At 72.2% G+C, this 24,732-nt stretch carries 24 protein-coding genes and 1 pseudogene; 12 read left to right on the top strand and 13 right to left on the bottom strand.

Annotated features, from left to right (window positions below; translation table 11 throughout):
* Window positions 1–14: 14 nt before the first annotated feature.
* A complete protein-coding gene (locus tag ACWGJM_RS37705) occupies window positions 15–1,556 on the bottom strand; it encodes a helix-turn-helix domain-containing protein (RefSeq protein WP_453416267.1) in 1,542 nt (513 codons plus the stop codon).
* A 471-nt stretch (window positions 1,557–2,027) separates the two neighbouring features.
* On the opposite strand from ACWGJM_RS37705, the gene ACWGJM_RS37700 reads away from it, so the two are divergent.
* From ACWGJM_RS37700 to ACWGJM_RS37690, 3 genes are all read left to right on the top strand, one after another.
* Window positions 2,028–2,648, top strand: coding sequence for an L-threonylcarbamoyladenylate synthase (locus tag ACWGJM_RS37700; RefSeq protein ID WP_453416266.1), 621 nt, complete (start codon window positions 2,028–2,030; stop codon window positions 2,646–2,648).
* A gap of 375 nt (window positions 2,649–3,023) precedes the next feature.
* Complete coding sequence (locus ACWGJM_RS37695; RefSeq protein WP_453416265.1) at window positions 3,024–3,779, top strand: dienelactone hydrolase family protein; 756 nt, start codon at window positions 3,024–3,026, stop codon at window positions 3,777–3,779.
* A 172-nt stretch (window positions 3,780–3,951) separates the two neighbouring features.
* A complete protein-coding gene (locus ACWGJM_RS37690; protein WP_453416264.1) occupies window positions 3,952–5,151 on the top strand; it encodes a glycoside hydrolase family 64 protein in 1,200 nt (399 codons plus the stop codon).
* A gap of 59 nt (window positions 5,152–5,210) precedes the next feature.
* Here ACWGJM_RS37690 and ACWGJM_RS37685 read toward each other — a convergent pair whose 3' ends face one another.
* On the bottom strand, window positions 5,211–7,610 hold the full coding sequence (locus tag ACWGJM_RS37685; RefSeq protein ID WP_453416263.1) for a M4 family metallopeptidase: 2,400 nt from the start codon (window positions 7,608–7,610) through the stop codon (window positions 5,211–5,213).
* A gap of 268 nt (window positions 7,611–7,878) precedes the next feature.
* Between ACWGJM_RS37685 and ACWGJM_RS37680 the strand changes: the two genes are divergently transcribed.
* Together ACWGJM_RS37680 and ACWGJM_RS37675 are read left to right on the top strand one after the other, a co-directional pair.
* The gene (locus tag ACWGJM_RS37680; RefSeq protein WP_453416262.1) at window positions 7,879–9,381 is read left to right on the top strand and encodes a metallophosphoesterase family protein; all 1,503 of its coding nucleotides are present in this window, start codon (window positions 7,879–7,881) and stop codon (window positions 9,379–9,381) included.
* Window positions 9,382–9,457: 76 nt separating this feature from the next.
* Window positions 9,458–10,483 (top strand): LLM class flavin-dependent oxidoreductase, encoded by a 1,026-nt coding sequence (locus ACWGJM_RS37675; protein ID WP_453416261.1) that lies wholly within the window; start codon window positions 9,458–9,460, stop codon window positions 10,481–10,483.
* 1 nt (window position 10,484) lies between these two features.
* On the opposite strand, the gene ACWGJM_RS37670 is transcribed toward ACWGJM_RS37675, so the two are convergent.
* Window positions 10,485–11,465, bottom strand: a complete 981-nt coding sequence (locus ACWGJM_RS37670) for a TauD/TfdA dioxygenase family protein (RefSeq protein ID WP_453416260.1) — start codon at window positions 11,463–11,465, stop codon at window positions 10,485–10,487.
* A gap of 105 nt (window positions 11,466–11,570) precedes the next feature.
* On the opposite strand from ACWGJM_RS37670, the gene ACWGJM_RS37665 reads away from it, so the two are divergent.
* Window positions 11,571–12,401, top strand: a complete 831-nt coding sequence (locus ACWGJM_RS37665) for an aldo/keto reductase (protein ID WP_453416259.1) — start codon at window positions 11,571–11,573, stop codon at window positions 12,399–12,401.
* 22 nt (window positions 12,402–12,423) lie between these two features.
* Here ACWGJM_RS37665 and ACWGJM_RS37660 read toward each other — a convergent pair whose 3' ends face one another.
* Window positions 12,424–13,314, bottom strand: coding sequence for a helix-turn-helix domain-containing protein (locus tag ACWGJM_RS37660; protein ID WP_453416258.1), 891 nt, complete (start codon window positions 13,312–13,314; stop codon window positions 12,424–12,426).
* 140 nt (window positions 13,315–13,454) lie between these two features.
* On the opposite strand from ACWGJM_RS37660, the gene ACWGJM_RS37655 reads away from it, so the two are divergent.
* The 3 genes from ACWGJM_RS37655 to ACWGJM_RS37645 all read left to right on the top strand — a co-directional run bounded on the left by ACWGJM_RS37655 (window position 13,455) and on the right by ACWGJM_RS37645 (window position 15,617).
* Window positions 13,455–14,069, top strand: coding sequence for a DNA polymerase ligase N-terminal domain-containing protein (locus tag ACWGJM_RS37655; protein WP_453416257.1), 615 nt, complete (start codon window positions 13,455–13,457; stop codon window positions 14,067–14,069).
* A 6-nt stretch (window positions 14,070–14,075) separates the two neighbouring features.
* Complete coding sequence (ligD, locus tag ACWGJM_RS37650; RefSeq protein WP_453416256.1) at window positions 14,076–15,095, top strand: non-homologous end-joining DNA ligase; 1,020 nt, start codon at window positions 14,076–14,078, stop codon at window positions 15,093–15,095.
* An 87-nt stretch (window positions 15,096–15,182) separates the two neighbouring features.
* The gene (locus ACWGJM_RS37645; protein ID WP_453416255.1) at window positions 15,183–15,617 is read left to right on the top strand and encodes a cupin domain-containing protein; all 435 of its coding nucleotides are present in this window, start codon (window positions 15,183–15,185) and stop codon (window positions 15,615–15,617) included.
* Here the strand turns inward: ACWGJM_RS37645 and ACWGJM_RS37640 are convergent.
* The 3 genes and pseudogenes from ACWGJM_RS37640 to ACWGJM_RS37630 form a co-directional block, all read right to left on the bottom strand.
* Window positions 15,618–15,998 (bottom strand): annotated as a pseudogene (locus ACWGJM_RS37640) (ATP-binding protein); the annotation flags it as partial.
* A 134-nt stretch (window positions 15,999–16,132) separates the two neighbouring features.
* Window positions 16,133–16,600 (bottom strand): peroxiredoxin, encoded by a 468-nt coding sequence (locus ACWGJM_RS37635; RefSeq protein WP_453416254.1) that lies wholly within the window; start codon window positions 16,598–16,600, stop codon window positions 16,133–16,135.
* Complete coding sequence (locus ACWGJM_RS37630) at window positions 16,597–16,977, bottom strand: DoxX family protein (RefSeq protein WP_453416253.1); 381 nt, start codon at window positions 16,975–16,977, stop codon at window positions 16,597–16,599. Before ACWGJM_RS37630 ends, ACWGJM_RS37635 begins: the two co-directional genes overlap by 4 nt.
* 52 nt (window positions 16,978–17,029) lie before the next feature.
* Between ACWGJM_RS37630 and ACWGJM_RS37625 the strand changes: the two genes are divergently transcribed.
* The 3 genes from ACWGJM_RS37625 (at window position 17,030) to ACWGJM_RS37615 (ending at window position 18,798) form a co-directional block, all read left to right on the top strand.
* On the top strand, window positions 17,030–17,254 hold the full coding sequence (locus tag ACWGJM_RS37625) for an alpha/beta hydrolase fold domain-containing protein (protein WP_453416310.1): 225 nt from the start codon (window positions 17,030–17,032) through the stop codon (window positions 17,252–17,254).
* A 129-nt stretch (window positions 17,255–17,383) separates the two neighbouring features.
* Entirely contained in the window at window positions 17,384–17,824 is a 441-nt protein-coding gene (locus tag ACWGJM_RS37620) for an SH3 domain-containing protein (RefSeq protein ID WP_453416252.1), read from the top strand.
* 206 nt (window positions 17,825–18,030) lie between these two features.
* Window positions 18,031–18,798: a DUF2690 domain-containing protein gene (locus ACWGJM_RS37615; RefSeq protein ID WP_453416251.1), complete on the top strand. Its 768-nt coding sequence runs from the start codon at window positions 18,031–18,033 to the stop codon at window positions 18,796–18,798.
* A gap of 52 nt (window positions 18,799–18,850) precedes the next feature.
* On the opposite strand, the gene ACWGJM_RS37610 is transcribed toward ACWGJM_RS37615, so the two are convergent.
* The 6 genes from ACWGJM_RS37610 to ACWGJM_RS37585 all read right to left on the bottom strand — a co-directional run bounded on the left by ACWGJM_RS37610 (window position 18,851) and on the right by ACWGJM_RS37585 (window position 24,623).
* On the bottom strand, window positions 18,851–20,176 hold the full coding sequence (locus tag ACWGJM_RS37610) for an MFS transporter (RefSeq protein WP_453416250.1): 1,326 nt from the start codon (window positions 20,174–20,176) through the stop codon (window positions 18,851–18,853).
* Between the two features lie 222 nt (window positions 20,177–20,398).
* Entirely contained in the window at window positions 20,399–21,349 is a 951-nt protein-coding gene (locus ACWGJM_RS37605; protein ID WP_453416249.1) for a catechol 2,3-dioxygenase, read from the bottom strand.
* Window positions 21,330–22,457, bottom strand: a complete 1,128-nt coding sequence (locus ACWGJM_RS37600; protein WP_453416248.1) for a 4-oxalomesaconate tautomerase — start codon at window positions 22,455–22,457, stop codon at window positions 21,330–21,332. The genes ACWGJM_RS37605 and ACWGJM_RS37600 overlap by 20 nt, the downstream gene beginning before the upstream one ends.
* Complete coding sequence (locus tag ACWGJM_RS37595) at window positions 22,454–23,164, bottom strand: 4-carboxy-4-hydroxy-2-oxoadipate aldolase/oxaloacetate decarboxylase (protein WP_453416247.1); 711 nt, start codon at window positions 23,162–23,164, stop codon at window positions 22,454–22,456. The genes ACWGJM_RS37600 and ACWGJM_RS37595 overlap by 4 nt, the downstream gene beginning before the upstream one ends.
* Window positions 23,161–23,913 carry a PIG-L deacetylase family protein gene (locus ACWGJM_RS37590; RefSeq protein WP_453416246.1) on the bottom strand — a complete coding sequence of 251 codons (753 nt, stop codon included), beginning with the start codon at window positions 23,911–23,913 and terminating at the stop codon, window positions 23,161–23,163. The genes ACWGJM_RS37595 and ACWGJM_RS37590 overlap by 4 nt, the downstream gene beginning before the upstream one ends.
* Window positions 23,914–23,972: 59 nt before the next feature.
* Window positions 23,973–24,623, bottom strand: a complete 651-nt coding sequence (locus ACWGJM_RS37585; protein WP_453416245.1) for a GntR family transcriptional regulator — start codon at window positions 24,621–24,623, stop codon at window positions 23,973–23,975.
* Between the last annotated feature and the right edge of the window lie 109 nt (window positions 24,624–24,732).

Here is a 24,732-nt window from a genome sequence, read left to right as displayed (position 1 = left end):
GTCCCGCGGAGGGCTCACCCGTGCACAGGTGCGTCCGAAGGGCCCTGATTCGCCCGGCCCAGCACGGGGGCGGCCAGGTCTCCGGCGGCCAGATGGGCGAGGACGACCTCGTAGAGGTCGGTGCCCGCGGTGAGGAGCCGGTGTTCGAGGACGGGTTCGGCGCCGCGGACGTGCTCGCGCACGGTCTGCGCGTGCACACCGAGGGCCTGGGCCGCGCGTTCGGCGTTGCCGCCGGCGGCGATCCAGGCGCGCAGCGTACCGCGCAGGTCCCGGCCGTCCTGGTCCAGGCGGCCCAGGAGGTCGTGCGCCCAGGTGCCCAGCGCGGGCCCGGCGAGCAGGCCGTCGAGCCGCACGGCGGACGCCCCGGAGGCCGCGCCGTCGGCGGGCGCGAGCGCGTGGGCGGCCTGCGTGTTCAGCGCGAGGTGGGCGACGGCGCGGACGGTGAGGTCGGTGAAGTCGGTGCCCAGCAGGGCCTCGACGCGGTCCATGCGGGCCCGCACGGTGTTGCGGCTGACGCCGAGCACCTTGGCCGCGTTCACGGCCGTGAACTGGAGGCCCAGCCGGGTGGTGGCGAGCAGTTCGGCCCGGGTGTGGTGGGCCAGGGTGTCGAGGGGGCGCAGCACGTCGGCGGACCAGGCGTGCAGCGCCGCCGGGTCCATCAGCCGCTCGGGACGGGTGCGTTCGGCGTAGACCGCCGTGTGGTCGGGGCTGAAGCGGGCCACGGCGAGGGCACTGATCGCCTGGCCGTAGGCGCCCGCGGTCTGCGCGAGGCTCTGCCGGAGGCTGCCGCCGAGGTAGGTCGCGGGGCGTTCGCGGACGAGGGTGCGCAGCCCGTTGTGGGCCGTGGGCGTGGGGCTGACGACGATGACGTGCCCGTCCATCGCCGGGCAGCGGACGACGAGGGCCTGGCCGTCGGTCAGGTCCAGGCACTCGTCGGCGAGCCGGTCCCGTTCCTCGGGGAGGCTCTCGACGACGTACACGTGCGCGGTGTCGGTGTCGAGCAGGCCCGGCCAGAGTCCGGCGGCGACCCGGCGGGCGGCGACGGTGTCCTCCACCATCAGCAGTTGCAGGATGGCCAGCCGCAGGTCGGCGGTCGCCCGCCGCAGCCGCTGTCCGGCCGCCGTCGACGCCCGCTCTCTGAGCAGCAGTTCGACGACTCCGGCGGTGTGCGTGACGATCTCGGCGGCATCCCGGTCGAAGGGGAACCTGCGGACCACGGCCAGGACTCCCGTCGACGCGTTCTGCGGCCGGGGCTGCCCGGGGTGGCGGATGGCGACCAGGCGGACGTGCCGGCCCCCGTCCTGAAGTGCGGCGGCGGAGATCCGGCCGGTGACGACGTCCGCGACGAGCGTGTCGTCGAGCGTGATCGGCTCGCCGGCGAGCAGGGAGCCGTCGCCGCCTCGCAGACAGACGGTCGCGTCCACGGTGCGGGCGAGCCAGGCGACGAGCCGACGGGGATCGCGGGCCGTGGGGCGCAGTTGGTCGAGGAGCTCTTCGGCCCATGTGCCGCGGTACGGCATCGGTGTCCCCGGCCCCTCGTCCGCTCGGCCAGCCACCTCGGACCTCTCCCCTCGCCTCTCGCGACAACCCCGGCATACGGAGGGGAAAGGTACCTCACGCGCGGGCCGGGACCCGCGGAGCTCCGTTCCGCTCCGGCGGTGCCGGAGGATACGGCTCCGCCGGCGGACACGGGGGGAGAGCCGCCGGCGGAGACGCCTTGCCCGGGGCCGGGGGAAGTCCACCGGGCGCTTCGGTCCTCGGGTGCCCGGGAACGCACCCCCTACACCTCGCACCGGAGCGACGCCCGCGGCCACGGCGTCCCCGACCGCGTCGGGCTTCCCGGCCAGGGCCGACGGGACGCCCGCGCCGCTCGGTCCGCCGCGCCGGGCAGCCCCGGCCCGGGGCCGGTCGGGCTCCGGCCGTCCGCACTCGGTGAGCCGGGAGACCGGCGCGCCGACCTTGCGGGGCTCAGGCAGTCCGCGGGGTGCGTGCGTGGCGGCGGCGGGCGGTCGGCATAAGCTCGGTGAATGGCGAAGTACTTCGACGTGCACCCCGAGAACCCGCAACCGCGCAGCATCGCCCAGGTGGCCGACGCGATCCGCTCGGGGGCGCTGATCGCATACCCCACCGACTCCTGCTACGCGCTGGGCTGCCAGCTGGGCAGTCGTGACGGCATCGACCGGATCCGGTCCATCCGCCGGCTGGACGACCGCCACCACTTCACGCTGATGTGCCGGGACTTCGCGCAGCTCGGCCAGTTCGTGCGGGTGGACAACGACGTGTTCCGGGCGGTGAAGGCGTCGACCCCCGGCAGCTACACCTTCATCCTCCCGGCGACCAGGGAGGTGCCGCGCAAGCTGCTGCATCCCAAGAAGAAGACCGTCGGCGTGCGCATCCCCGACCACGTGGTCACTCAGGCCCTGCTGGCCGAACTCGGCGAGCCGCTGCTGTCGAGCACCCTGCTCCTGCCGGACGAGGAGGAGCCGATGACCCAGGGCTGGGAGATCAAGGACCGCCTCGACCACATGGTGGACGCGGTGGTCGACTCCGGCGACTGCGGCACCGAGCCGACCACGGTCGTCGACTTCTCGGGCGGGGAGGCGGAGATCGTGCGACGGGGAGCGGGCGACACATCGCGCTTCGAGTGACCCCCGGCGGGGCCGCGACGGGCCCGGCGGACCCTGCCCGGGAAGGCGGGGCGCGACACCCGCACCCGCGCAGGGGGCGTGCTCGGCCGCGTTGCCGCCAGGCGGCTCCCCCAGGCACGGTTTCGTCCGCGGCCGGTCCCGTATCGCGTCGGCACCCGTCTCCTCGCGCGGAGCCGCGTTCTCGCCTGCCCGCGCGGGAATGACCACCGCCGGCTCAGCTGCGCCGAGGGGCGCCCCCGCCTCCCCGCGCCCCCCGCAGGCCCCGGCGGGGTCGCGCACGGGTGTGGGGATCTTGCATGGCAGCATGGCCTTGCACGCCGCGCCGGGGAGGCAGGCAGCCCCGGCGATCATTCTCCGCAGGGAGGCACTCTCGCCATGACCGCCGTACAGGGCACCGCCGTGGACATCCCGACCGAGGACGGCACCGCCGACGCCTACCTCTCCCATCCCGGCGACGGCCGCCCCCACCCGGCCGTCCTGCTCTACCAGGACGCCTTCGGACTGCGCCCGCACCTGAGGGCCATGGCCGACCGGCTCGCCGGGGCCGGCTACACGGTCCTGGTGCCCAACGTGTTCTACCGGCACGGGCGCGCCCCGGTGGTGGAACTGCCGGAGTTCATCGACCCCGCCGCACGCCCGCAGATGTGGGAGCAGCTCGCCCCGCTCGTCGAGTCGCTGACGCCCGAACTCGCCGGGCGGGACGCCGGCGCCTATCTGGACTGGCTGGCCGGCAGCCCGCTGGCCGCCGACGGTCCGGTCGCGCTGACCGGGTACTGCATGGGCGCCCGGCTGGTGCTGTTCGTCGCGGGTGCCCACCCGGACCGGGTCGCGGCCGCGGCCGGGTTCCATGGCGGACGGCTCGCCACCGACGACCCGGGCAGTCCCCACCTGGCCGCCGCACGCATCACCGCCGAGGTGTACTTCGGCCACGCGGACCAGGACCCGTCGCTGCCCGAGGAGCAGATAAAGCGGTTCGAGCAGGCTCTCACCGAGGCGGGCGTCCGGCACCGCTGCGAGGTGTACGCGGGCGCCCACCACGGCTACACGCAGGCCGACACGACGGCGTACGACCGGGAGGCCGACGAGCGGCACTGGGCGGCGCTGCTCGATCTGCTGGACCGCACCTTCTGATCCTCCGGCATCTTCTGATCCGTCGGCGCGGCGCCGGGCAACCTGGCGCCGCGCCGGTCGCATGTCGTTCAACTTATTGACATGCGCGCGTCCCGGCCCGACATTGAGAGCGCTCTCAAAAATGGTCCGGACCAATGTCCGTGCCACCCCGAACCCCACACGGAGGTGGAGAGTGCTCGGCAGATTCCTGCGCAAGGCGCTGCCCCTGGCCGGCGCGTCGGCCCTGGTCGGCGCGGTACTCACGCTGGGGACACCACAACCGGCGGGCGCCGCGGTACCCGCCACGATCCCCCTGAAGCTGACCAACAACTCCGGCCGCGGCGAGCCGGTGTACGTGTACGACCTCGGAACGCTGCTCTCGACGGGCCAGCAGGGCTGGGCCGACGCGAACGGTACGTTCCATCCCTGGCCCGCGGGCGGCACTCCGCCGACGCCCGCGCCGGACGCGTCGATCGCCGGGCCGGCCGCCGGACAGTCGAAGACCATCCAGATCCCGAAGTTCTCCGGCCGGATCTACTTCTCCTACGGCCAGAAGCTGGACTTCAGGCTGACCACCGGCGGACTGGTGCAGCCGGCCGTACAGAACCCGAGCGACCCCAACCGGAACATCCTCTTCAACTGGTCGGAGTACACCCTCAACGACTCGGGGCTGTGGCTCAACAGCACCCAGGTCGACATGTTCTCCGCACCGTACGCGGTCGGCGTCCAGCGCGCCGACGGAAGCGTGACCAGCACCGGGCACCTCAAGGCGGGCGGCTACACCGGGTTCTTCAACGCGCTGCGCGGCCAGCCGGGCGGCTGGGCCAACCTGATCCAGACACGGTCCGACGGGACCGTGCTGCGGGCCCTGTCACCGCTGTACGGCGTGGAGACCGGGGCCCTCCCGGCGAACGTCATGGACGACTACGTGAACCGCGTCTGGCAGAAGTACACGACGGCCACGCTGACGGTCACCCCGTTCAGCGACCAGCCGAGCACCAAGTACTACGGCCGGGTCTCCGGGAACGTCATGAACTTCACCAACTCCTCCGGCGCGGTCGTCACCAGCTTCCAGAAGCCGGACGCCGCCAGCATCTTCGGCTGCCACAAGCTGCTGGACGCGCCCAACGACAATGTGCGCGGGCCCATCTCCCGCACGCTGTGCGCCGGTTTCAACCGTTCGACGCTGCTGGTCAACCCCAACCAGCCGGACACCTCGTCGGCGAACTTCTACCAGGACACGGTGACCAACCACTACGCGCGCAAGATCCACGCGCAGATGGCCGACGGCAAGGCGTACGCCTTCGCCTTCGACGACGTCGGCAACCAGGAGTCACTGGTCCACGACGGGAGCCCGCAGCAGGCCTACCTGACGCTGGATCCGCTGAGCTGAGACGCGTGTGTCCCGCACGCGGACGGCTTCCGCGTGCGGGACACAGGGGTCGGTGCGGGTCAGCTGGTCGTCAGTGCGGTGTCGTCCACGACGAAGCTGGTCTGGAGCGAGGAGTCCTCGGCACCGGTGAACTTCAGGGAGACCGTCGAGCCCGCGAAGGAGGACAGGTCGAAGGTCTTCTGGCTGTACCCGGAGGCCTTGTTGAGGTTGGAGTACGTGGCCAGGGTGGTCGAACCGGCGGTGACCGTCAGCTTGTCGTAGGCCGTGCTGCTGGTGGTCTCCGCGGTGTCGATGTGCAGGTAGAAGGTGAGCGACGCCTTGCAGCCGCTGGGGATCGTCACCGACTGGGACAGCGTGTCGGTGTGGGTCGAGCCGTAGCCGTCCAGCCAGGCGTAGTAGGAGCCGCCGTGGGCCGTCTGACCGCTCTCATTGGTGATGACGCCGCTGGACGCGGTCCACGTGGTGCTGCCCGACTCGAAGCCCTGGTTGCCCAGGAGCTGGGCCGAGGTGCAGCTGCCACCGCCACCGCTGGAGCTGACCGTCCAGGTGAAGGACGCCGTGCCGGTCGCGCCGGTGGAGTCGGTGACCGTGACCGTGGTGCTGTAGGTGCCCGCCGTGGTGGGCGTGCCGGTGATCGCGCCGGTCGAGCTGTTGATCGACAAGCCGGTGGGCAGTCCGGTCGCGGCGTACGTCAGGGAGCCGCTGTTGGTGCTGCTCGCCGATATCTGGAGGCTCACCGCGGTGCCGACCGTGGAGGACTGGCTGCCCGGGTTGGTCACCGTGACGCCGGTGCTGGGCGGGGTGATGTGGCTGCCGACGTTGATGCCGGCGAAGGCGTTGCCCACCCCGGCGTACTGGGTGGAGCTGGTGCCGTACAGCGCGGCTGCCGCGTTGAGGGCGGCGGTGCGGGCGCCCGCGTAGTTGGTGCTCGACGTCATGTACGTCGTCAGCGCCTTGTACCAGATCCGGAGGGCCGCGTCCCGGCCGATGCCGGTGACGGCGACGCCGTCGGAGGTGGTGCTGGTGTACGTGACGCCGTTGATGGTCTTGGTGCCGCTGCCCTCGGCCAGCAGGTAGAACATGTGGTTCGCCGGGCCCGAGGAGTAGTGCACGTCCAGGTTGCCGACTCCGGAGTACCAGCTGTCGGCGGACCCGCCGTCCTTGCTCGGCTTGTCCATGTACCGCAGCGGTGTGCCGTCGCCGTTGATGTCGATCTTCTCGCCGATGAGGTAGTCACCGACGTCGGAGGAGTTGTTCGCGTAGAACTCCACACCGGTGCCGAAGATGTCGGAGGTCGCCTCGTTCAGACCGCCCGACTCACCGCTGTAGTCGAGACCCGCGGTGTTGGAGGTGACACCGTGGCTCATCTCGTGGCCGGCCACGTCCAGCGAGGTCAGGGCGTGCGTGCCGCCGGAGCCGTCGCCGTAGGTCATGCAGAAGCAGTCGTCGTCCCAGAAGGCGTTGACGTAGCTGCTGCTGTAGTGGACGCGGGAGTAGGCCGCGACGCCGTCGTTCTTGATGCCGCTGCGGCCGAACGTGTTCTTGTAGAAGTCCCAGGTCTCCTGGGCGCCGTAGGCGGCGTCGGCGCCGGCGGTCTGGGTGTTGGAGCCGGATCCGGTGCCCCAGACGTCGTCGGAGTCGGTCATCAGGGTGCCGGTGCCCGACGTGCCGTTGTTGAGGCTGTACGTCTTGTGGCCGCCGCGCGTGGTGTCGTACAGCTGGTACGTCGAACCGGACAGCGTGGTGTTCAGCGTGACCGTGCCGCTGTACTGGGTGTTGCCGGTGCCGGTCTCGACCGCCTGGTAGCGGTGGAGTTCCCTGCCGGTGGTGGCGTCGGTGATGACGTGCAGCTTGCTGGGCGTGCCGTCGTCCTGGAAGCCGCCGATCACGGTCTCCCAGGCGAGCTTCGGGGTGCCGGTGCCGGCCCAGATCACCTTGCGGGCGCTGTCGGCGGTGGGCTTCTTCGCGTCGAGGGCCTTGGCGGTCTTCAGCGCCTTCGCCTGGGCGGCCGACCTGGTGAAGGCCGCGGCGGTGGAGGCGACCTTGATCGTGTGCTTGTTGTTGAAGGTGGTGCTCACCGTGCCGGCGGCCAGGGAGGCCGGCGGGGTGTGCACGACGAGGTCGCCGCCGAGGACGGGGAGACCGTCGTAGGTGCGCTCGTAACGGGTGTGCACGGTGCCGTCGTTGTCCTTGACGACGTCCTTGACGACCAGCTTCTCCTTGGCGCCGAGGCCGAGGGTGCGGGCGGTCGCGGAGGTCTTCTGCATGGCGGACTTGATCAGCGCGGTGTGCTGGGCCGGGGTCAGCTTGGCCTCGAGCCCGCCGGTGCGCAGGGGGCCGGGGTGGGGGGTGGCGGGCTTGGCGGCGGCGGGGACCGCCTGGAAACCGACGGCCAGGAAGGCCGCGGTGGAGACCAGGGCGGCTGCGGCCGTGGCCCGGGTGTGGGGAAGGCGTCTCACTCGTACTCCTCCTGCTGCGGCCGCCGGGTCGCGGCCGGTGACAGACCGGACAGACGGGTGTGCTGCCCGGGAAGAGCTGAGCTGTGCGGGGCCGTGACACGTGGAGAGAGTGGGGAGTATCTGTGTGCTGAGGGAGAATGACACTTTTGACTGGCACATGTCATCACCACCCGGGGTAATCAAGGGTTTTCCCTACCCCGGAGTCAGCCGGCCGCCGGGCCGTGCCCCGCCAACCGTCCCGCGACGGGCCGTTGTTACGGTTCACGGCGTGTCTGACTCCTCACGCGATACCGCGGAAGGCGCCGGCTGGGGCGCCGCCGAAGCCGGCGACTACCGGCGGCTGATGCCGGACCACGTCGAGAAGCTGTCGTGGCTCGACCCCAGAATGCTGTGGGCCGCGCGCAACGGCGTAGTGGCTTCCTGGTTCGGCGACCCCACAGGCCGTACCCGCGGCCGCTGGGTGGCACAGCGGGCCGCCGCGGGGGTCCCGGCGGACAAGGTGATCCGGCGCGACGACGGGGACCGGTTCTCCTTCATGGTCATCGGTGACACCGGGGAGGGCGACGACTCCCAGTACGCCGTCGTACCAGGCTTCCTGAAGATCAGTCAGGACACCGACTTCGCCGTCATCGCCAGCGATGTGATCTACCCGGTCGGCAGCACCGACGACTACGGCACCAAGTTCTTCCGCCCCTACCAGGACTACCGGGCGCCGATCTACGCGATACCCGGCAACCACGACTGGTACGAGGACCTCGGCGCGTTCATGCGCGTCTTCTGCGACGACGCCCCGCCCCTCGCCCCCGAGCCGGCGCCCCGCCCCCTCGGCCGCGCCTGGTGGCGCTCCCTGCTGTGGCACAAGCCGCGCCCGGCGGACGAGCAACGTCTCGCCGCCGCGCGGACGTTGCGGTCGGCACCGGAGCAGCGGGCGGTCCAGCCGGGGCCGTACTGGGCGATCGACGCGGGACCGGTGCGGATCATCGGCATCGACACCGGGCTGCTGGGCACCATCGACGCCGAGCAGGGCGCGTGGCTGCGCGAGGTGTCGCAGGGGCCGCGACCCAAGATCCTCGTCACCGGCTCGCCCCTGTACGTGGACGGCGAGCGCCATCCCTGCGCCATCGAGGACGGCGGCACCGTCGACGACATCGTCCGCGACCCCGCGCACCACTACGTGGCGGCGATCGGCGGCGACATCCACAACTACCAGCGGTACCCGGTCGACGTGGACGGCCGCACCATCCAGTACGTGGTCTCGGGCGGCGGCGGAGCCTTCATGCACGCCACGCACACCATTCCCCGGGTCTCCGTCGGGGGCGTCACCGAGCGGGACTTCCGCTGCTATCCGCTGCGCGGCGACTCCCTGGCCTTCTACAGCAGGCTGTACGGGCACCGCCTGCGGCTGCGCCGCTTCTTCGACCTCACCGAGGCCGAGGCGACCGCCGTCGTCGCCGAGCGGCTGGGCATCCCGCCGACCCGCGTCCCGGGCACACCGGTGCGCCTCACCCGCCGCGTACGGCTCGTCGCGAGTCTGCTGGGCGCCGGACGCCGGCCCGAGCGGAAATCCCGGTTCCGGCTGCCGGTGCGGAAGATCTACACCCAGCTGTTCTCGCCGGGCTCGGCCACCTACAGCCCGCCGTTCTTCAAGTCGTTCCTGCGTCTGGACGTCACCCCGGAGGCGGTCCGGCTGCGCTGCTTCGCCGCGACCGGCAACCGCGCGCAGGAAGCCGCGCCACCGGTCGAGGACGAGGTGGTCATCCCGCTGAATTGATCACACGCCCGCAACACTCCCCTGCGACAATCGGCACAGAACTTCGGAACTGACGTACGACCGCCGGAGGAAGCCCATGCCGTCCGCCGCACGCCCGCTGCGCAAGCTGGGCTTCCTCACGATCGGCCTGTTCGACGCGGCCGATCCGCACCGGGGCCACGAGTCCACGCTGGAGATCATCGAGCTGGGCGAGCGGCTGGGCTTCGACAGCGCCTGGGTACGCCACCGCCACCTCCAGTACGGCATCTCCTCCCCCGTCGCCGTCCTGGCCGCGGCCTCGCAGCGCACCCGCCGCATCGAGCTCGGCACCGCGGTCACCCCGCTGGGCTGGGAGAACCCGCTGCGCCTCGCGGAGGACCTGGCGACCGTCGACATCCTCTCCGGCGGCCGCCTCAACCCGGGGATCAGCGTGGGCCCGCCCATGCACTACGACCAGGTGAAGGAGGCCCTGTACCCGGACACCGCCGGCGTCGAGGACTTCTCCTACGAGCGGGTGCGGCGGTTGCTGGACTTCGTGCGGGGCAAGCCTGCCACCGACTTCAGCGGGGTCGAGGGTTTCGAAGTGTTCTCCGATATCGTGCAGCCGCACTCCCCCGGGCTCGGCCGCCGTATGTGGTACGGCGGCGGGAGCCTCGGGTCGGCGCGCTGGGCCGGCGAGCACGGCATGAACTTCCTGACGAGCAGCGTCGTCAAGGCGGAGGCCCCGGACGGCCCCGCGGACTTCGCGGAGATCCAGCTGTCCCACATCCGTGAGTTCCGCGCCCACCATCCCGACGGCGAGGCGGCCCGCGTCTCCCAGGGCCTCGTCGTGATCCCCACCGACTCCGCGACGCCCGAGCAGCGCGCCAGGTACGAGGAGTACGCCGCCAGGCGCCTGCCCCGGACCGGCGCCCCGCAGGGCCCGGCGCGGCTGCTGTTCGCGCCGGACCTGGTCGGCACCTCGGCCGAGATCGCCGAACGGCTGCACGCGCATGCCGCGTTCCGGGAGGTGGACGAGGTGGCGTTCGCGCTGCCGTTCACCTTCGAGCACGAGGACTACGTGCAGATCCTCACCGACATGGCCGAGCGGCTCGGCCCGGCGCTGGGACGGCCCGCCGCCTGACTCACCAGCGGCCCGCCTCGGTACCGGTGACCGGCTCGGACGGTGTGCCGTCCACGCCCACCGGCACCTCGCCCGCGAGCATCACCCGGTGCATGATCCGCGGGTAGCCGAGGTGGGCGCTGTCGCCGGGGGCGAGGTGGATGGTGGCCCGGTTGTCCCAGAAGGCGACACTGCCTGGCTCCCAGCGGAACCGGACGGTGTACTCGGGCCGCACCGCCTGTTCCAGCAGCATCTCCAGCAGGGCGGCGCTCTCCGGCCGGGAGACGTCCGTGATCTGCTCGAGGTAGTAGCCGTTGACGAACAGCACCCGCTCCCCCGTCTCCGGGTGGACGCGGACCAGCGGGTGCACGGAGGCGACCTGGCGGTCCAGGAGGTGCCGGAGGTACGCGTCGTCGCCGGGGCGCGGCTGGTAGCCGACACCGAGCCGGTGCTCGGCCCGCAGTCCGTCGACGAAGGCCCGTACGGGCGCGGACAGTCCGGCGTACGCGGCGGCCAGGTTCGACCAGGTGGTGTCGCCGCCGTACGGCGGGACGGTCTCGGCGCGCAGGATCGTCGCGGCGGGCGGGTCGATCCGGGCGCCGTGGTCGCAGTGCCAGCCGCGCAGCAGAGTGTGCCGGCGCCGCTCGAGCCACTCGTCGTGGTCCATGCCGAAGCGTCCGCCCAGTTCCAGCCGGTCGGCGGTGGTCTCCACCTCGGGGAAACCGGCCGGCGAGGCACTCCCGCGCCGCCCGAGGACGACCGGCTCGCCGAACCGGCGGGCGAAGGCGACATGGCCGGCGTGGTCCAGCCGCTGCCCGCGGAAGAACACCACCTTCCAGCGCAGCACGGCCTGCCTGATCAGGGCGACCACGCCGGCGTCGAGGTCACCGGCCAGGTCCACGCCGGTGACCTCGGCGCCGATGTGCCCCGCGACCGGCCTGACCTCGACCCCCGCGGCCTGAGCCGTCTCCGCCCGGTCCGCCGTGCCCCTGTCCGTCGTCATGCGCGCTCCGATGGTCGTCCCTGAAGTCGTCCCGGGCCCCGGTTGATCACAACCCGCCCCGTCCCTGACGCTGGAGGGACGGCACAGTCGACGGAAGGCCCCACCGTGACCAGTATTCCGGCACACACCCTCAACGACGGCACGGCGCTCCCCAGCATCGGCCTGGGCACCTGGCCGATGGACGACACGCAGGCCGAGCAGGCCGTACGCGACGCCCTCCGGGCAGATTACCGACTTGTCGACACCGCGACGAACTACCGCAACGAGACGGGGGTCGGCCGGGGCATCGCGAGCAGCGGTGTCCCCCGGGAGGAGATCGTCGTGACGACGAAACTGCCCGGCCGCCACCACGGCTACGAGGAGACCCTCGCCTCCTTCGAGGAGTCCCGGCGCCGCCTGGGCCTGGACTACGTCGATCTCTACCTGATCCACTGGCCGCTCCCCCGCGTCGGCAAGTACGTCGACTCCTGGAAGGCGATGATCAAGCTACGGGAGGACGGTCTCGTCCGGTCGATCGGCGTCTCCAACTTCACGCCGGAGCACATCGGGCGGATCGAGAAGGAGACCGGGGTCCTGCCCGCCGTCAACCAGATCGAGCTGCACCCGCTCTTCCCGCAGGAGGAGCTGCGCGCCTTCCACGCCGACAAGGGCATCGTCACCGAGAGTTGGAGCCCGCTGGGCCAGGGCAGTCGCATCCTGGACGACCCGACCGTCGTCACGGTCGCCGAGGCGCTCGGCGTGACGCCCGCGCAGGTGGTCCTGCGCTGGCACGTCCAGCTCGGTGCCGTGCCGATCCCGAAGTCGGCCGACCCCGCCCGGCAGCGGCAGAACCTCGACGTCTTCGGGTTCGAACTGGGCCCCGCCCAGATGACGGTCATCGCCGACCAGGCCCGCCGGCGCCTGGGCGGCGACCCCGAACATCACGAGGAGTTCTGAGCCGGACCCCTTACTGCTCCTCCTACTGCTCCTCGATCCGCTCCGGCGCGGCGACGCCGTCCCCCCGGGTCGCGGTGAGGCTGCCGAGGATGTCCAGCAGTTCGGCGCTGCGGCTGCCGGGCTCGGCGTGGAAGACGACGAGGGTGAGATCTCCGGCGCTGTCCACGCCCAGCTTGTCCGAGTGCAGGTCCAGGTCGCCGACCTGGGGGTGACTGAGGTGGCTGACCCGGGCCCGCCGGGGGCGCACGTCGTGGCGGGCCCACAGCGTGCGGAAGCGCTCGCTGCGCACCGACAGCTCCCCCACCAGGTCCAGCAGCCGCGGGTCGTCGACGTCCGCCCCGGCGCGGGCGCGCAGGGTGGCCACGCCCTCCTCGGTGAGGTCCTCCCAGTCCCGGCGCAGCTCCCGCTCCGCGGGGTCGAGGAACACGGCCCGCAGCAGGTTGACGCCCAGGGCGTAGTTCGGGGTCAGGGCCGTGGCCAGCGTGTTCACCGCGAGTACGTCGGTGTAGCGGTTCTGGACGTAGGCGGGATTGCGGGGCCAGCCGTCGATGAGCCCGCGGATGCTCGCCGGGACGGTTTCCCGCGGGCGCGCCCTGCCCGCCGCCCGTCCGCCGCCGCGGCCGTCGGCCGGACGCACCTGAGCCAGGCCGAACAGGTGCTCGGCGGTCTCGTCGTCCAGCCGCAGTACCCGGGCGAGCGCCCGCAGGACCTGGACGGAGGGATTGCGGTCACGGCCCTGCTCCAGCCGCAGGTAGTAGTCCGCGCTGATCCCCGCGAGCAGCGCGACCTCCTCGCGGCGCAGCCCCGGCACGCGGCGCAGGCCGCCGCCGGGCAGACCGGCGTCCTCCGGCCGGACCAGCGCCCGGCGGGCGCGCAGGAACTCGCCGAGGGCGTTGCCGGCGTTCGCTTCCATGCCCTCCACCGTACGGGGCGGCCCCGGCCGGGTGACTGTCCCTGTCACTCCCAGGAAGGCCGAGGGGTCGTTGAGCGCGCCCGCGCCGGGGTACCCGGGCCGACGAGATGTCGTACCGGCTCGTGGAAGGGAGTCGTGGCGTGGGTGCGGACGACCGTCTGCGGGAGTACCGCGGCAAGCGGGACTTCGAACGGACCCGGGAACCGTCGGGAAGGACGGCGTCATCCGGGGAGGGGCCCCGGTTCGTCGTCCAGATCCACGACGCGCGCCGGATGCACTTCGACTTCCGGTTGCAGGTCGGTGACGTGCTGAAGTCCTGGTCGATTCCCAAGGGGCCGTCCACCGACCCGCACGACAAGCGGCTGGCGGTGCCCACCGAGGACCACCCGCTGGAGTACGAGGACTTCGAGGGCGTGATCCCGAAGGGCGAGTACGGCGGCGGCACCGTGATCGTCTGGGACCAGGGGACGTACGAGCCGCTCAGCCACGACCGCCGGGGCCGGCCCGTCGACTTCGCGGAGTCACTGGAGCGCGGGCACGCGACCTTCCGGCTGCACGGCGCCAAGCTGCACGGCGAGTACGCCCTGACCCGGTTCCGCTCCGGCGAGGGCGACGGCGAGGAGCAGTCCTGGCTGCTGGTGAAGAAGGGCCCGGCCCGGACCGCGGGACACGGCACCCCGGACCCCCGCCGGGCCCGCTCGGTACGCACCGGCCGCACACTCGCGCAGGTCGCGGCGGACGACGGCGAGGCGTGACCCGCCATGTCCGGCCTGCTCGACACGGTCCCCCACGCGCAGCGCGCCCTGCTGCGCCCCGCTCCCTCGGGCGCGGAACTCGCCGCGCACCCGATGCTCGCCACGCTCAGCGACCGGCGCGAGTTCGGCGCGGGATGGGTGTTCGAGCGGAAGCTGGACGGAGTGCGGCTGCTGGCGGTCCGGAAGGGTGAGGAGGTGCGGCTGCTGTCCCGGACCGGGCAGCGGCTGGACGCCACCTTTCCGGAGATCGCCGAGGCCCTCGCCGCGCAGGAGTGCGACGACTTCACCGTCGACGGGGAGGTGGTCGCCTTCACGGGCGGCCGGACGGACTTCTCCCGGCTCCAGCGGCGCCTGGGGCTGACCCGTCGACGGGACATCGAGGCGGCCGGGGTGGCCGTGACGTACTACGTGTTCGATCTGCTCTCCTTGAGCGGCGCGGACACTCGCTCGCTGCCCCTGCGCACCCGCAAGTCCCTGCTGCGCCGGGCACTCCATCCTCGCTCCCCGCTGCGTCTGACGCCCCATCGCAACGTGGGCGGCGCCGAGTTGCTGGCCGACGCCTGCGGGCGCGGCTGGGAGGGGCTGATCGCCAAACGGGCCGACGGGCCGTACCAGCCCCGCCGGTCGACGGACTGGCTGAAGCTCAAGTGCGAGCAGGGTCAGGAGTTCGTGGTCGGCGGCTTCACCGAACCCGCGGGGAGCCGCGTCGGGTTGGGCGCCCTGCTGCTCGGCTACCACGACCACGACGGCGACCGGGTGTTGCGTTACGCGGGCAAGGTCGGCACCGGCTTCGACCGGCGGACGCTGCTGGCGCTGCGCGAGCGCCTGGACGGGCTGCGCCGGGACACCTCGCCGTTCACCGGGCCGGTGCGGGAGGCGCGCGCCCGCTGGGTGGCGCCGGAGCTGGTCGCGCAGATCGCCTTCACCGAGTGGACGCGTGACGGCATGCTGCGGCATCCGCGTTTCCTCGGGCTGCGCGAGGACAAGAAGCCGGAGGCCGTCGTGCGGGAGCGTGCGGCCGCCTGAATCCGGATCACCGGGTTCCGCCCCCAACCGCCCTGCTGTGCCTCTATGTTCGCGGCGGTATCCGCTCGCGTCCCCGGAGGCTCCCGCATGCGCTTCGCACTCCGTACCGCCGTCACCGGCGCGGTGTCCGCCGCCGCCCTTCTCCTCTGCGGCCCCGCCGGGGCCACCCCGGCGGGGCCGGGGGTGACCGCCCGGATCATCAGCCAGACCACCGTGGACGGCACCGACTACACCCTGCGGGAGATAACGATCCCGCCCGGCCAGAGCACCGGCTGGCACTATCACGACGGCCCGCTGTACGGCTTCGTCAAGCAGGGCACCCTCAGCCACTTCGGCTCGGACTGCGCCTCGGACGGGGTGTACCGGACGGGCAGCACGATCCAGGAACCGTCCGGCGCGGACCATGTGCACATCGGCCGCAACCTGGGTGACACGACGCTCGTGCTCGACGTGCTCTATGTGCTGCCGCACGGCGCCCCCTTCTCCGAGGACGCGGCGAACCCGGGCTGTCCGTTCCAGTGATCAGTCCGCTTCCGGTGACCGCTCCGGCAGCGGCTGTTCGGCCCGGATCGTCTTGCCGCCGGTCGTCTGGCGGCTGCCCCAGCGCTGGGTGAGCCGGGTGAGCGGGGCGACCAGCAGCAGTCCGCGGCCGCCCTCGTCGTAGGCGTGCGCGCGGCGCATGTGCGGTGAGGTGGAACTGCCGCCGGACACCTCGCTGATGAGGGCGCGGTCGCGGATCAGGCGCAGCTGGATGGGCGGTACGCCGTAGCGGATCGCGTTGGTGACCAGTTCGCTGACGACGAGTTCGGTGACGAAGGCCGCCTCGTCCAGTCCCCAGGCGGCCGGCTGTTCGGTGGCCGCCTGCCGGGCGGCGGCCACCTCGGCCGGGTCCGGCGGGGCGTTCCGGGATCACGTCGAACCTCGCTCCACCCGGTCACCACGCCCAGGGTGTCAAGGGTCGCCGCAGCCGCGACATGCCCCATACGCCCCAGGGTGATCCCTTTGCCCTACCGCATCAAGCGCGCATGCGCCGTGCCTCACCCCCGGTGTGCGCGCAGGGCTGTCAGGGCCCGGTCGGCGTGCGTGTTCATGCGCAGTTCGCTGCGCACGACCTCCAGGACCGTGCGGTCTTCGGCTATCACGAAGGTGACCCGTTTGGTGGGTGCCATCGAGAAACCGCGCTTGACGCCGAATCGCTCGCGGACCGCGCCGTCGGTGTCGGACAGCAGGGGCATGCCGAGGGTGTGCCGTCCGGCGAACTCCTGCTGGCGTTCGACCGGGTCGCCGCTGACGCCCACGGCCCGCGCGCCGACCGCGGCGAACTCGGCGGCGAGGTCACGGAAGTGGCAGGCCTCGGCGGTGCAGCCCTTGGTCAGGGCCGCGGGGTAGAAGAAGAGCACCACGGGACCGTCGGCGAGCAGCTCCGACAGCCGTCGCGGCGTACCCGTCTCGTCCGGCAGTTCGAAGTCCTCGGCCTTGTCGCCGATGCCGACGCCCTCGCTCATGCCCGGCCCTCCGCTCCGCGCGCGATGCCGCGGGCCCACAGCACCAGGGGCACCTGGAGCGGCAGCCGGGCGAGGGCGGCGGTCCTGAGCGGCGCGGGCCGGTGGCGCCAGTTGACGGCCATCTGCACGTTGGCGGGGAACACGCCGACGAAGAAGGCCGCGGCGGCCTTCGCCGCCGCGGGCCGCGTGCGAGGCAGTGCCACGCCCGCCGCGAGCGCCAGTTCCACGGCCCCGCTCGCGTACGTCCACGTCCTGGGCGACCCCGGCAGGGCCCGGGGGATCGTCGCGTCGAACTGGCGTGGCGAGGCGAAATGGGCGACGCCCCCGGCGGCCAGCAGACCGGCGAGCAGCAGGGGCGAGCGTTCGGACCGGGGCACGGTTCCTCCTCGTGATGACCTGGCCTCGGATATTACTCCCCGGTAGACGGGCATCGCCCCGGCGCTGGTGATCACGGCCGAGTACGACCTCCTCCAGGCGGAGGGCGCGCGCTATGCCGAGCGGTTGCGGGCGGCGGGCGCGCCGGCCGCGTTCCACGACGTGGCCGGGGCCGACCACGGGTACGACGGCCAGGACGACGACAAGGCCCGGGAGGTCTACGCCCTCATCGCCGGTCACATACGGCAGGCGGTGGGCGCCGAGGACCGGATGGGCTGAGGGCCCGCGTCCCGGGGACGTCCCCGGTGTCCCGCGGGAAGCGGGGACGGCATTGCGACGGGCCGTCACGGAAACGCTGGCTGTCGTGATCACGCTTCGTGGTCACGAGAACGACAGCCGGAGGTTTCCATGATCCGACGGACCGTGCGGAGCGGCCTGCTGGCCGCGGTCGCGGTACTCGCGTTCCTGCCCACGGCGGCCAGTGCCGCCCCGGCGGGCGCTACCGCCCCGCAGCCCGTGCCCGCCGCCATCGCGCAGCACACCCTCCCCTCCCTGCTCCCCGCCCGGCAGCTCCCGGTGCGGCACCACACCACCCACCGTGTCCACCGCGCCCGTCACCACGTGGCGGGACGCGTGGCCACACGCCACCTCGTGCTGAACGTCCGCTCCGGGCCGGGCACCGGCTACCGCGTGGTCGGCCACCGGCACCACCACCGGCTCGTCTCCCTGACCTGCAAGTGCTACGGCTCGGGGGTGTTCGGCGACCACCTCTGGTACCGGCTCGCCCATCGCAAGGGGTACGTCTCCGCCCGCTACGTACGGGCCGGCGCGGCCGTGCCGTGGTGCTGACGGCTCCGGACCGCCGTACATCCTGACCGCCGAGGCCTGTTCGGGAACCGCCCCCTTCTCGAACAGGCCTTTGGCATGTCCCCCTTGCCCTCCCTTGCCTCACCGTCCTCATACCTTGCCGGGCTTTGCGTCGCCGTGTCCTCGGGAAGCCATCCCGACATCAGGGGTGAAACGCCCATAGCGGATATGAAGTCGAGGGACGCACCATGCGGCATCCCCAAGGACCGACCACACCGGACGAGCCACTGGTGGTCAGACTGCGTGAACTGAAGGACCGTACGGGGCTGAGCCTGGCCGCGCTGGCCGCCCGGACGCCGTACAGCAAGTCCGCCTGGCACCGCTATCTGACCGGCGGCAAACGACCGCCCCGCTCGGCCGTGGAGGCGCTCACCCGGCTCGCGGGCGTCGACTCCGGCCCCGTACTGGCCCTGTGGGAGGCCGCCGACGAGCCTTCCACCGCGCCGCCTCCCACGGGAAGCCGCCGGCCACGCCCCCGGTGGCGGCGGTCGCCCCTGCCGGCGCTGGCGCTGCTCGGAGTGACCGCCGCGGCCGCCGCCGTCCTCGTCCTCTTCGGCCGGCACGGTACGTCCGGTACGCGTACGCAGGCGGTGATGGCGGCGCCCCGCTGTCACGGGCGTTCCTGCCAGGGCGAGTTGCCCGACGCGTCGGCCTGCGCGCGGGACGCGCAGACGCGGAGCCGGGTCACCGGCAGTGCCTACGACGTCCGGTTGCGCTACTCACCGACCTGCGGCACGGCCTGGTCGGAGGTACGGGTGCGCTCCCCGCGCGCCCGGGAGATCTCCGTGCGCGCGGGCCAGGACGTGCTCTCGGCGGCCTACCCGGCCGGGGACACGGCCGGGTACACCAGCCCCATGATCCCCGTGCCGTCACCCCGGGGCGTGGAGGCATGCGCGGAGGTGGACGAGGAGCTGGCCTGCACGGGACTGGACGTGGAGCCTGACGCCCGGGGATGAGCTCGGCGCCGCACCCCGGTGGTGGGCGCGGCGCCGAGCGCATACGGCGGGGTCAGCCGGTGGTGAGCAGTTCCTCCCGGGTGCCGGTGTGCTCCGGCTGCCGGGCCGAGCGCAGGGCGGCGATGCCTATGAACACCATCGAGGAGACACCGGCCAGGGCGAAGGAGGTGAAGCCCCAGTCGCCCTTGTTCGCGGCGAGCAGCTGGCCGCCGAGCCACGGGCCGAAGACGGCGCCGAAGCGGCCCATGCCGGAGGTCCAGCCGACTGCGGTGGCGCGGTTGTCCGGGGTGGAGCGGACGGAGACCGTCGCGTAGATCATCGCCTGGGCGCTGTTGAGGAACACGCCGGTGAGGAAGACGACCAGGTAGGTCACGCCCAGCGGCATGTGGACACTGAGCAGGAAGACACCTGCCGCGGTGAGGGCGAACCAGATCGCCGAGACGCGCGGCGCGCCGAAGTTGTCCGAGGCGCGGCCCGCGACCAGCATGCCCACGATGCCGCCGAGGTTGAACAGGACCACGAAGGTGAGCGCGGAGCCGAGGTTGTAGCCCTCGCTGCGCATCAGGGTGGGCAGCCAGGTGGCGACGCCGTAGACGAGGAGCAGTCCGCCGAAGGAGGCCAGCCAGTACAGCAGGGTCTGGAGCCACTCGCCGCCCCGGAACAGGGCGAGCAACGCGTCCCAGCGGTCGGCGGCCGACTTCTTCCCGATGGCGCCGGGCAGCTCGGTCTCGTAGCGCTCGGCCAGTGCGCGGGCCTCCTCGGTACGTCCCTTCGCGACCAGGAAGCTCAGCGACTCCGGCAGGGCCTTGGCGAGCACGGGGGCGAAGAGCAGCGGCAGGACGCAGACCCAGAAGGCGGCACGCCAGCCGGCCGGCTCCACCAGCCACTTGGCCACGTAGGCGGAGAGGATGCCGCCGGCGTGGTGGGCGGTCATCAGCGCGCCGATGGTGAGGGCGCCGCGGCCGCCCCTGGCGTAGTCGGTGACCATGCTGATCGCCGTCGGCAGCAGGCCGCCGAGGCCCACGCCGGCCAGCGTCCGGCCGAGGCCGAAGACCGCGACCGAGCCGGAGAGCGCGCAGATGCCGGAAGCCAGCGAGAAGAGCGTGACGCAGGCGATCATCAGCTTCTTGCGGCCGATCCGGTCGGCGACCGTGCCCGCCGTCAGGGCGCCCACCAGCATGCCGAACGTGGCGTAGCTGCCGAGGTCGCCGGCCTGGTCCGGGGTGATCCCGAGGGCCTTGCTCGCCAGCATGTGGGGCAGCACCGAGCCGTAGACGAACATGTCGAGGCCGTCGAAGAGGACGGCCAGCCAGCACAGACCGACGACCAGCGCGGCCAGTCTGCTGCCGCGAGCGGACAGCGCGGGGGAGGAGGACATCTTTGTTTTCCTCTCGTCCAGGAGCGTTGCCTGGAGGGGATCTCTGAGGCGGGCCGAGGCGGCTCACGCGTGCGGCCGACCCGTGGTGCGGAAGACGCTAAGGATCCGGACACCAAGTGTCAACGCTTTTGTTAACAATCTCAGTGACAAGCCGGACACCTGCCGGGTATGCGCGAGGGGTGGGCGACGCACCGGCGACACCCACCCCCCTGAGGCCGGAAATCAGCCCACCGGCGGCGTGCCATGGGTATGGAAGGACTCGATGGTCTTCAGCCCCCACGCCTGCCCCTTGGCCCGCTCGCCCTCGGTCCAGGTGATCAGCGGCCAGTCCGGCGCCAGCACCAGGCGGGTGAGCGGGTTGCACAGCTCGATACGGTTGCCGCCCGGCTCGTAGACGTACAGGAAGAACGTCTGCTGGATGGCGTGCTTGTGCGGCCCGGTCTCGATGAACACCCCGCTGTCGATGGCCAGGTCGGCGGCGCGCAGCACGTCCTCGCGGGTGTCGGTGGCGAAGGCGATGTGGTGCAGCCGGCCGGTCGAGCCCGTCCAGTCGGAGGTGTAGACGACGTCGTACGACTTGTTGGTGAAGGTCAGCCAGCGTGCGGCGATCTTCCCCGTGTCGAGCCGGATCTGTTCGGTGGGCCGGGCGCCCAGCACGTGTTCCTGGAACTCGGCGTTGGCGAGCACGTCCGCGGCCAGGAAGTTGACGTGGTCCAGGCGGCGCACGCCCACGCCCTGGTTGGGCTTGGCCTGCGGCTGGTTCTTCAGCGCGGGCCTCAGCTCCTCGGGGGCCCGGTAGTGCTCGCTCTCCCAGTAGAGGGCGTGTTCGTGGCCGTCCGGGTCGGTGGTCACGTACAGCTTGCCGAGGCCCGGCTCGTCCTCGGCCCAGTGGCCGGAGGCACCCGACTGCTCGACCGCCTCGACCCGGCGCCGGAGGGCTTCCTCGCTGGAGGTGCGCAGGGCGAGCCGGCCGAGGCCGGGCCGCGCGCGGGCGGTGAGCACCAGGCTGTGGTGCTCGTAGTCGTCGAAGGTGCGCAGGTAGACGGTGTCGCCGTCCTGCCCGTTCACCGTCAGGCCGAGGAAGTCGGTGAAGAAGGCGACGCTGGCGTCCAGGTCCGGGGTGAACAGCTGGGCGTGGCCGACATGGGCGATGTCACCGAGAGGCGGAGCCATCGTTGCCTCCTAGGGGGCGTACGGGGGTGGGGGCGGCCGCGGCGGCCCGGGGGAAGACGGTGCCGTCGAAGATCTTTCGGGCGGTACGGACGACGGCGGTGCGGCGGGCCGCCGGAGGGGAGCCGTGGCAGCCGGGGTCGACGGCGGTGTCGATGTCCAGGAAGCCGGTGGGATGCTCGATGCGGATCCGGTCGCCCCGCTCGGGGAGTTCCGCGATGCCCTCCCCCACTCTCCCGGGCAGCCGCAGGCCCGCGGCCACGCTCGCGGCGCCCAGGACGCCGATGGAGGTGTGGCAGCGCACGGGGATGAAGGTGCGGGTGGTGACCGCGCCGCCGTGCCGGGGCGGGGCGAGCAGGGTGAGCTTGGGGACGGTGGCGCTCTCGACGTCGCCGAGACCCATCAGCTTGCCGGCCGCCAGCCGGATCTCGCGCAGGCGGTCGGCGAGGGCGAGGTCCTCCTCCAGGTCCTTGGGCTCCTCGTACCCGGTGACCGCGAGCGCGGAGGCGGGGATCAGCACGGTCGGCATCCCGTTGTCCACGCAGGTCACCTCCGTCCCCGCCACGGTGTCGCGGACGTTGCCGGTGGGGAGCAGCGGGCTGTCCCCGGCCGGGAACTCGATCACCACCGGCGCGGCCGTCCCGGGCACCCCGGAGATCCCGGTGTCGCCGGTGTAGTCGACGACCCCGTCCGGGGTGGGGAAGGTGGCGAGCGCCCGTTCCCCGGTGTTGAGCATCCGGATCCGTACGGACGTCTCGCCGTCACCGGGGGCCACGAGCCCCCGTTCGACGGCGAACGGGCCGACGCCGGCGAGGATGTTGCCGCAGTTCTGACGGTCGGTCACCTCAGGCTGTCCGACGGCCACTTGGAGGAAGAGGTAGTCGACGTCCGCCTCGGGGTCGTCCGACGTGGAGACCACGGCCACCTTGCTGGTCAGCGGGTGGGCCCCGCCCAGGCCGTCGATCTGGCGCGGGTCGGGGCTGCCCATGACGCGCAGCAGCAGGTCGTCGCGGTCGGCGGGGTCCGCGGGGAGGTCCTCGGCCAGAAAGTAGGCGCCCTTGGAGGTGCCGCCGCGCATCAGCACGCAGCGCACCTCCGAGGGGCCGGTCATGCCCCGGCTCCGTCCCGCGCGTACTCCTCGTAGGACTGGTACGTGACGCCCAGCTCCGCGAGCTTCTCCCGCAACCCGTAGCGGTCCAGGCCGAGTTGGCCGTCGAGGAAGGCGGCGCGGGACGCTGCCTCCTTGTCCTCGCGGGCCCCGGAGGCCTCGGCGGCCCGGCGGGCCTGTTCGCGGGGTACGACCACCACGCCGTCGTCGTCGGCGAGGATCACGTCGCCGGGGCGGATCACCTGGCCGTCGATGGCGACCGGCACGTTGACAGAACCGCCGGTGGCCTTCACGGTGCCCTGCGCGGACACGGCGCGGGACCAGGCGGCGAAGCCCATGTTCCGCAGCTCCTGCGTGTCACGGATGCCGGCGTTGATGACGACGCCGCGCACGCCCCGCTTGTGCAGCGCGGTGGCGAACAGCTCCCCGAACATGCCGTCGGTGGACGGCGAGGTGGTGGTGACCACCAGGATGTCGCCCTCGCCGCACTGCTCCACGGCGGCGTGGATCATGAGGTTGTCGCCGGGCCAGCCGATCACGGTGACCGCGGTGCCCGCGACGCGTACGCCCTGCTGGACGGGACGGATCCCGGGCCCGAGCAGACCGGTACGGCCCATGGCCTCGCTGACGGTGGCCACGCCGAACCCGGCCAGCGCCTCGACGTCCTCGGCGTCCGCCTTCGGCGGGCCCGTGACGATCACGCCGCTCACGCCAGCTCCTTCGCGATCTGCGGGTAGGGGCGCATGTACGCCTCGGCCATCGTCTTGTGGGCCAGGCCCAGGTTGGGGCCGGCGTTCCGCTTGAGCTGGACGCCCCGGCGGACGGCGAGGTCGGTGTAGTAGTCCCACAGGTGCCGCTGGGCGCCGAGGCACTCCATCGCCTTGCGCTTGGTGTCCCACACCTCGGTGATGTCGAGCAGCACCTCGGGCTTGAAGCCGCTCATCTCGGGCTGGTGCGGCTCGAAGTAGAAGACCGGCGGGGCGCCGATGATCTCGCCCTCGCCCGGGTAGCCGATGGCCTGGGCGAGGACGCGAGCCTCCAGCGCCATGCGGTTGGCGGCCGGGTGGTCGCCGTTGTACGGGTCCTCGACGGGGTGGGTGAGGACGACGTCGGGCTGTATCTCGCGGTAGACGGCGACGAGTTGGTCGGTGAGTTCCGGGGTGGCGACCAGCGGGTAGTCGCCGGCGTCGAAGAAGCGGACCTCGGCACCGAGGGCGGCGGCGGCCTGCTCCGCCTCCTCCCGGCGTATCGCCTTGATCTCCTCCAGCTTCCGGCCCTCGCGCCACGCCTTGGCGGACTCGCCGCGCTCACCGAAGGTGAGGCACGCGATGGTGACCTTCTCACCCCGGGAGGCGGCCAGGGCGATCGCTCCGCCCGCCCGCCACACGAAGTCCCCCGCGTGGGCGGTGACGACAAGAGTGGACCGCGGTGGAGTGGCGGGCGCGTTGGCCTGGGTCATGCTCGGTTCTCCTTGACTGGACAGGTGGACGCCCGCCCCCGCGTCCGGCGCGTGGTGCGTCAGTCGCGCAGCGCCTCGATCACGCTGGTGAGGTGGGCGCGGACGGCCGCTTCGGCCGCCTGCGGGTCCCTGGCCGTGATCGCTTCGATCATCGCCAGATGCTCGTTCAGGGATTGCTGCGGGCGCCCCGGCCGGAGTGCCAGCTGGAAGCGGTGGCGCACCAGTTGGGCGTTCAGCCGCTCCAGCAGGTCCAGGGCCGTCCGCTGGCCGGAGAACTCCCGGACCTTGGCGTGCAGTTCCTGGTTGAGCTCGGAGTAGGTCATCGGCTCGCCGTCGGCCACGGCCTTGGTCATGGCCGTACCGAGCTCCGTCAGCTCGGCGAGCTGGTCGTCGTCGGCCGCCACCGCCGCCTTGGCCGCGCACAGCCCCTCGAGGGCCATGCGGCACTCCGTGATGGCGACCGCTTCCTCCACGGTCACCACCCGCACCCGCGAGCCGCGGTTGCGGATCCGTTCGACCAGCCCCTGGGCCTCCAGATCGATCAGCGCCGCCCGGATGCTGGCCCGCGTCACACCGAACTGCTCGGCGAGCTCGTTCTCCACCAGCCGCTGCGCCGGCGCCATCTCGCCGTGCAGGATCGCCTGCCGCAGCTGCGCGAGCGCATGCTGTTTGGCCTGCTCTCCGGTGGTGGGACCGGCTTCCTTCGGCATGTGCCCTCCCTGAATGAGTGCCTGTCGAACCTAAATCTAGCCAAACAAGATTGTCAACAATTTTGTCTGCCGTATTGCGGGCGATGACCGGAGCGGCTGCACCCTTCCC

The organism is Streptomyces sp. NPDC054834, from assembly GCF_053611185.1.
The sequence above is the reverse complement of the archived record's forward strand: the minus strand, read 5'-3'. Positions and strand labels throughout refer to the sequence as shown.

Coding starts and splice junctions, on each gene's coding strand:
- ACWGJM_RS37615 (WP_453416251.1), top strand. CDS start 18,031: ATGCGGCATCCCCAAGGACCGACCACACCGGACGAGCCACTGGTGGTC.
- ACWGJM_RS37660 (WP_453416258.1), bottom strand. CDS start 13,314: ATGGAAGCGAACGCCGGCAACGCCCTCGGCGAGTTCCTGCGCGCCCGC.
- ACWGJM_RS37635 (WP_453416254.1), bottom strand. CDS start 16,600: ATGAGCGAGGGCGTCGGCATCGGCGACAAGGCCGAGGACTTCGAACTG.
- ACWGJM_RS37590 (WP_453416246.1), bottom strand. CDS start 23,913: ATGACCCAGGCCAACGCGCCCGCCACTCCACCGCGGTCCACTCTTGTC.
- ACWGJM_RS37605 (WP_453416249.1), bottom strand. CDS start 21,349: ATGGCTCCGCCTCTCGGTGACATCGCCCATGTCGGCCACGCCCAGCTG.
- ACWGJM_RS37695 (WP_453416265.1), top strand. CDS start 3,024: ATGACCGCCGTACAGGGCACCGCCGTGGACATCCCGACCGAGGACGGC.
- ACWGJM_RS37585 (WP_453416245.1), bottom strand. CDS start 24,623: ATGCCGAAGGAAGCCGGTCCCACCACCGGAGAGCAGGCCAAACAGCAT.
- ligD (WP_453416256.1), top strand. CDS start 14,076: ATGTCCGGCCTGCTCGACACGGTCCCCCACGCGCAGCGCGCCCTGCTG.
- ACWGJM_RS37675 (WP_453416261.1), top strand. CDS start 9,458: ATGCCGTCCGCCGCACGCCCGCTGCGCAAGCTGGGCTTCCTCACGATC.
- ACWGJM_RS37645 (WP_453416255.1), top strand. CDS start 15,183: ATGCGCTTCGCACTCCGTACCGCCGTCACCGGCGCGGTGTCCGCCGCC.
- ACWGJM_RS37620 (WP_453416252.1), top strand. CDS start 17,384: ATGATCCGACGGACCGTGCGGAGCGGCCTGCTGGCCGCGGTCGCGGTA.
- ACWGJM_RS37670 (WP_453416260.1), bottom strand. CDS start 11,465: ATGACGACGGACAGGGGCACGGCGGACCGGGCGGAGACGGCTCAGGCC.
- ACWGJM_RS37600 (WP_453416248.1), bottom strand. CDS start 22,457: ATGACCGGCCCCTCGGAGGTGCGCTGCGTGCTGATGCGCGGCGGCACC.
- ACWGJM_RS37610 (WP_453416250.1), bottom strand. CDS start 20,176: ATGTCCTCCTCCCCCGCGCTGTCCGCTCGCGGCAGCAGACTGGCCGCG.
- ACWGJM_RS37700 (WP_453416266.1), top strand. CDS start 2,028: ATGGCGAAGTACTTCGACGTGCACCCCGAGAACCCGCAACCGCGCAGC.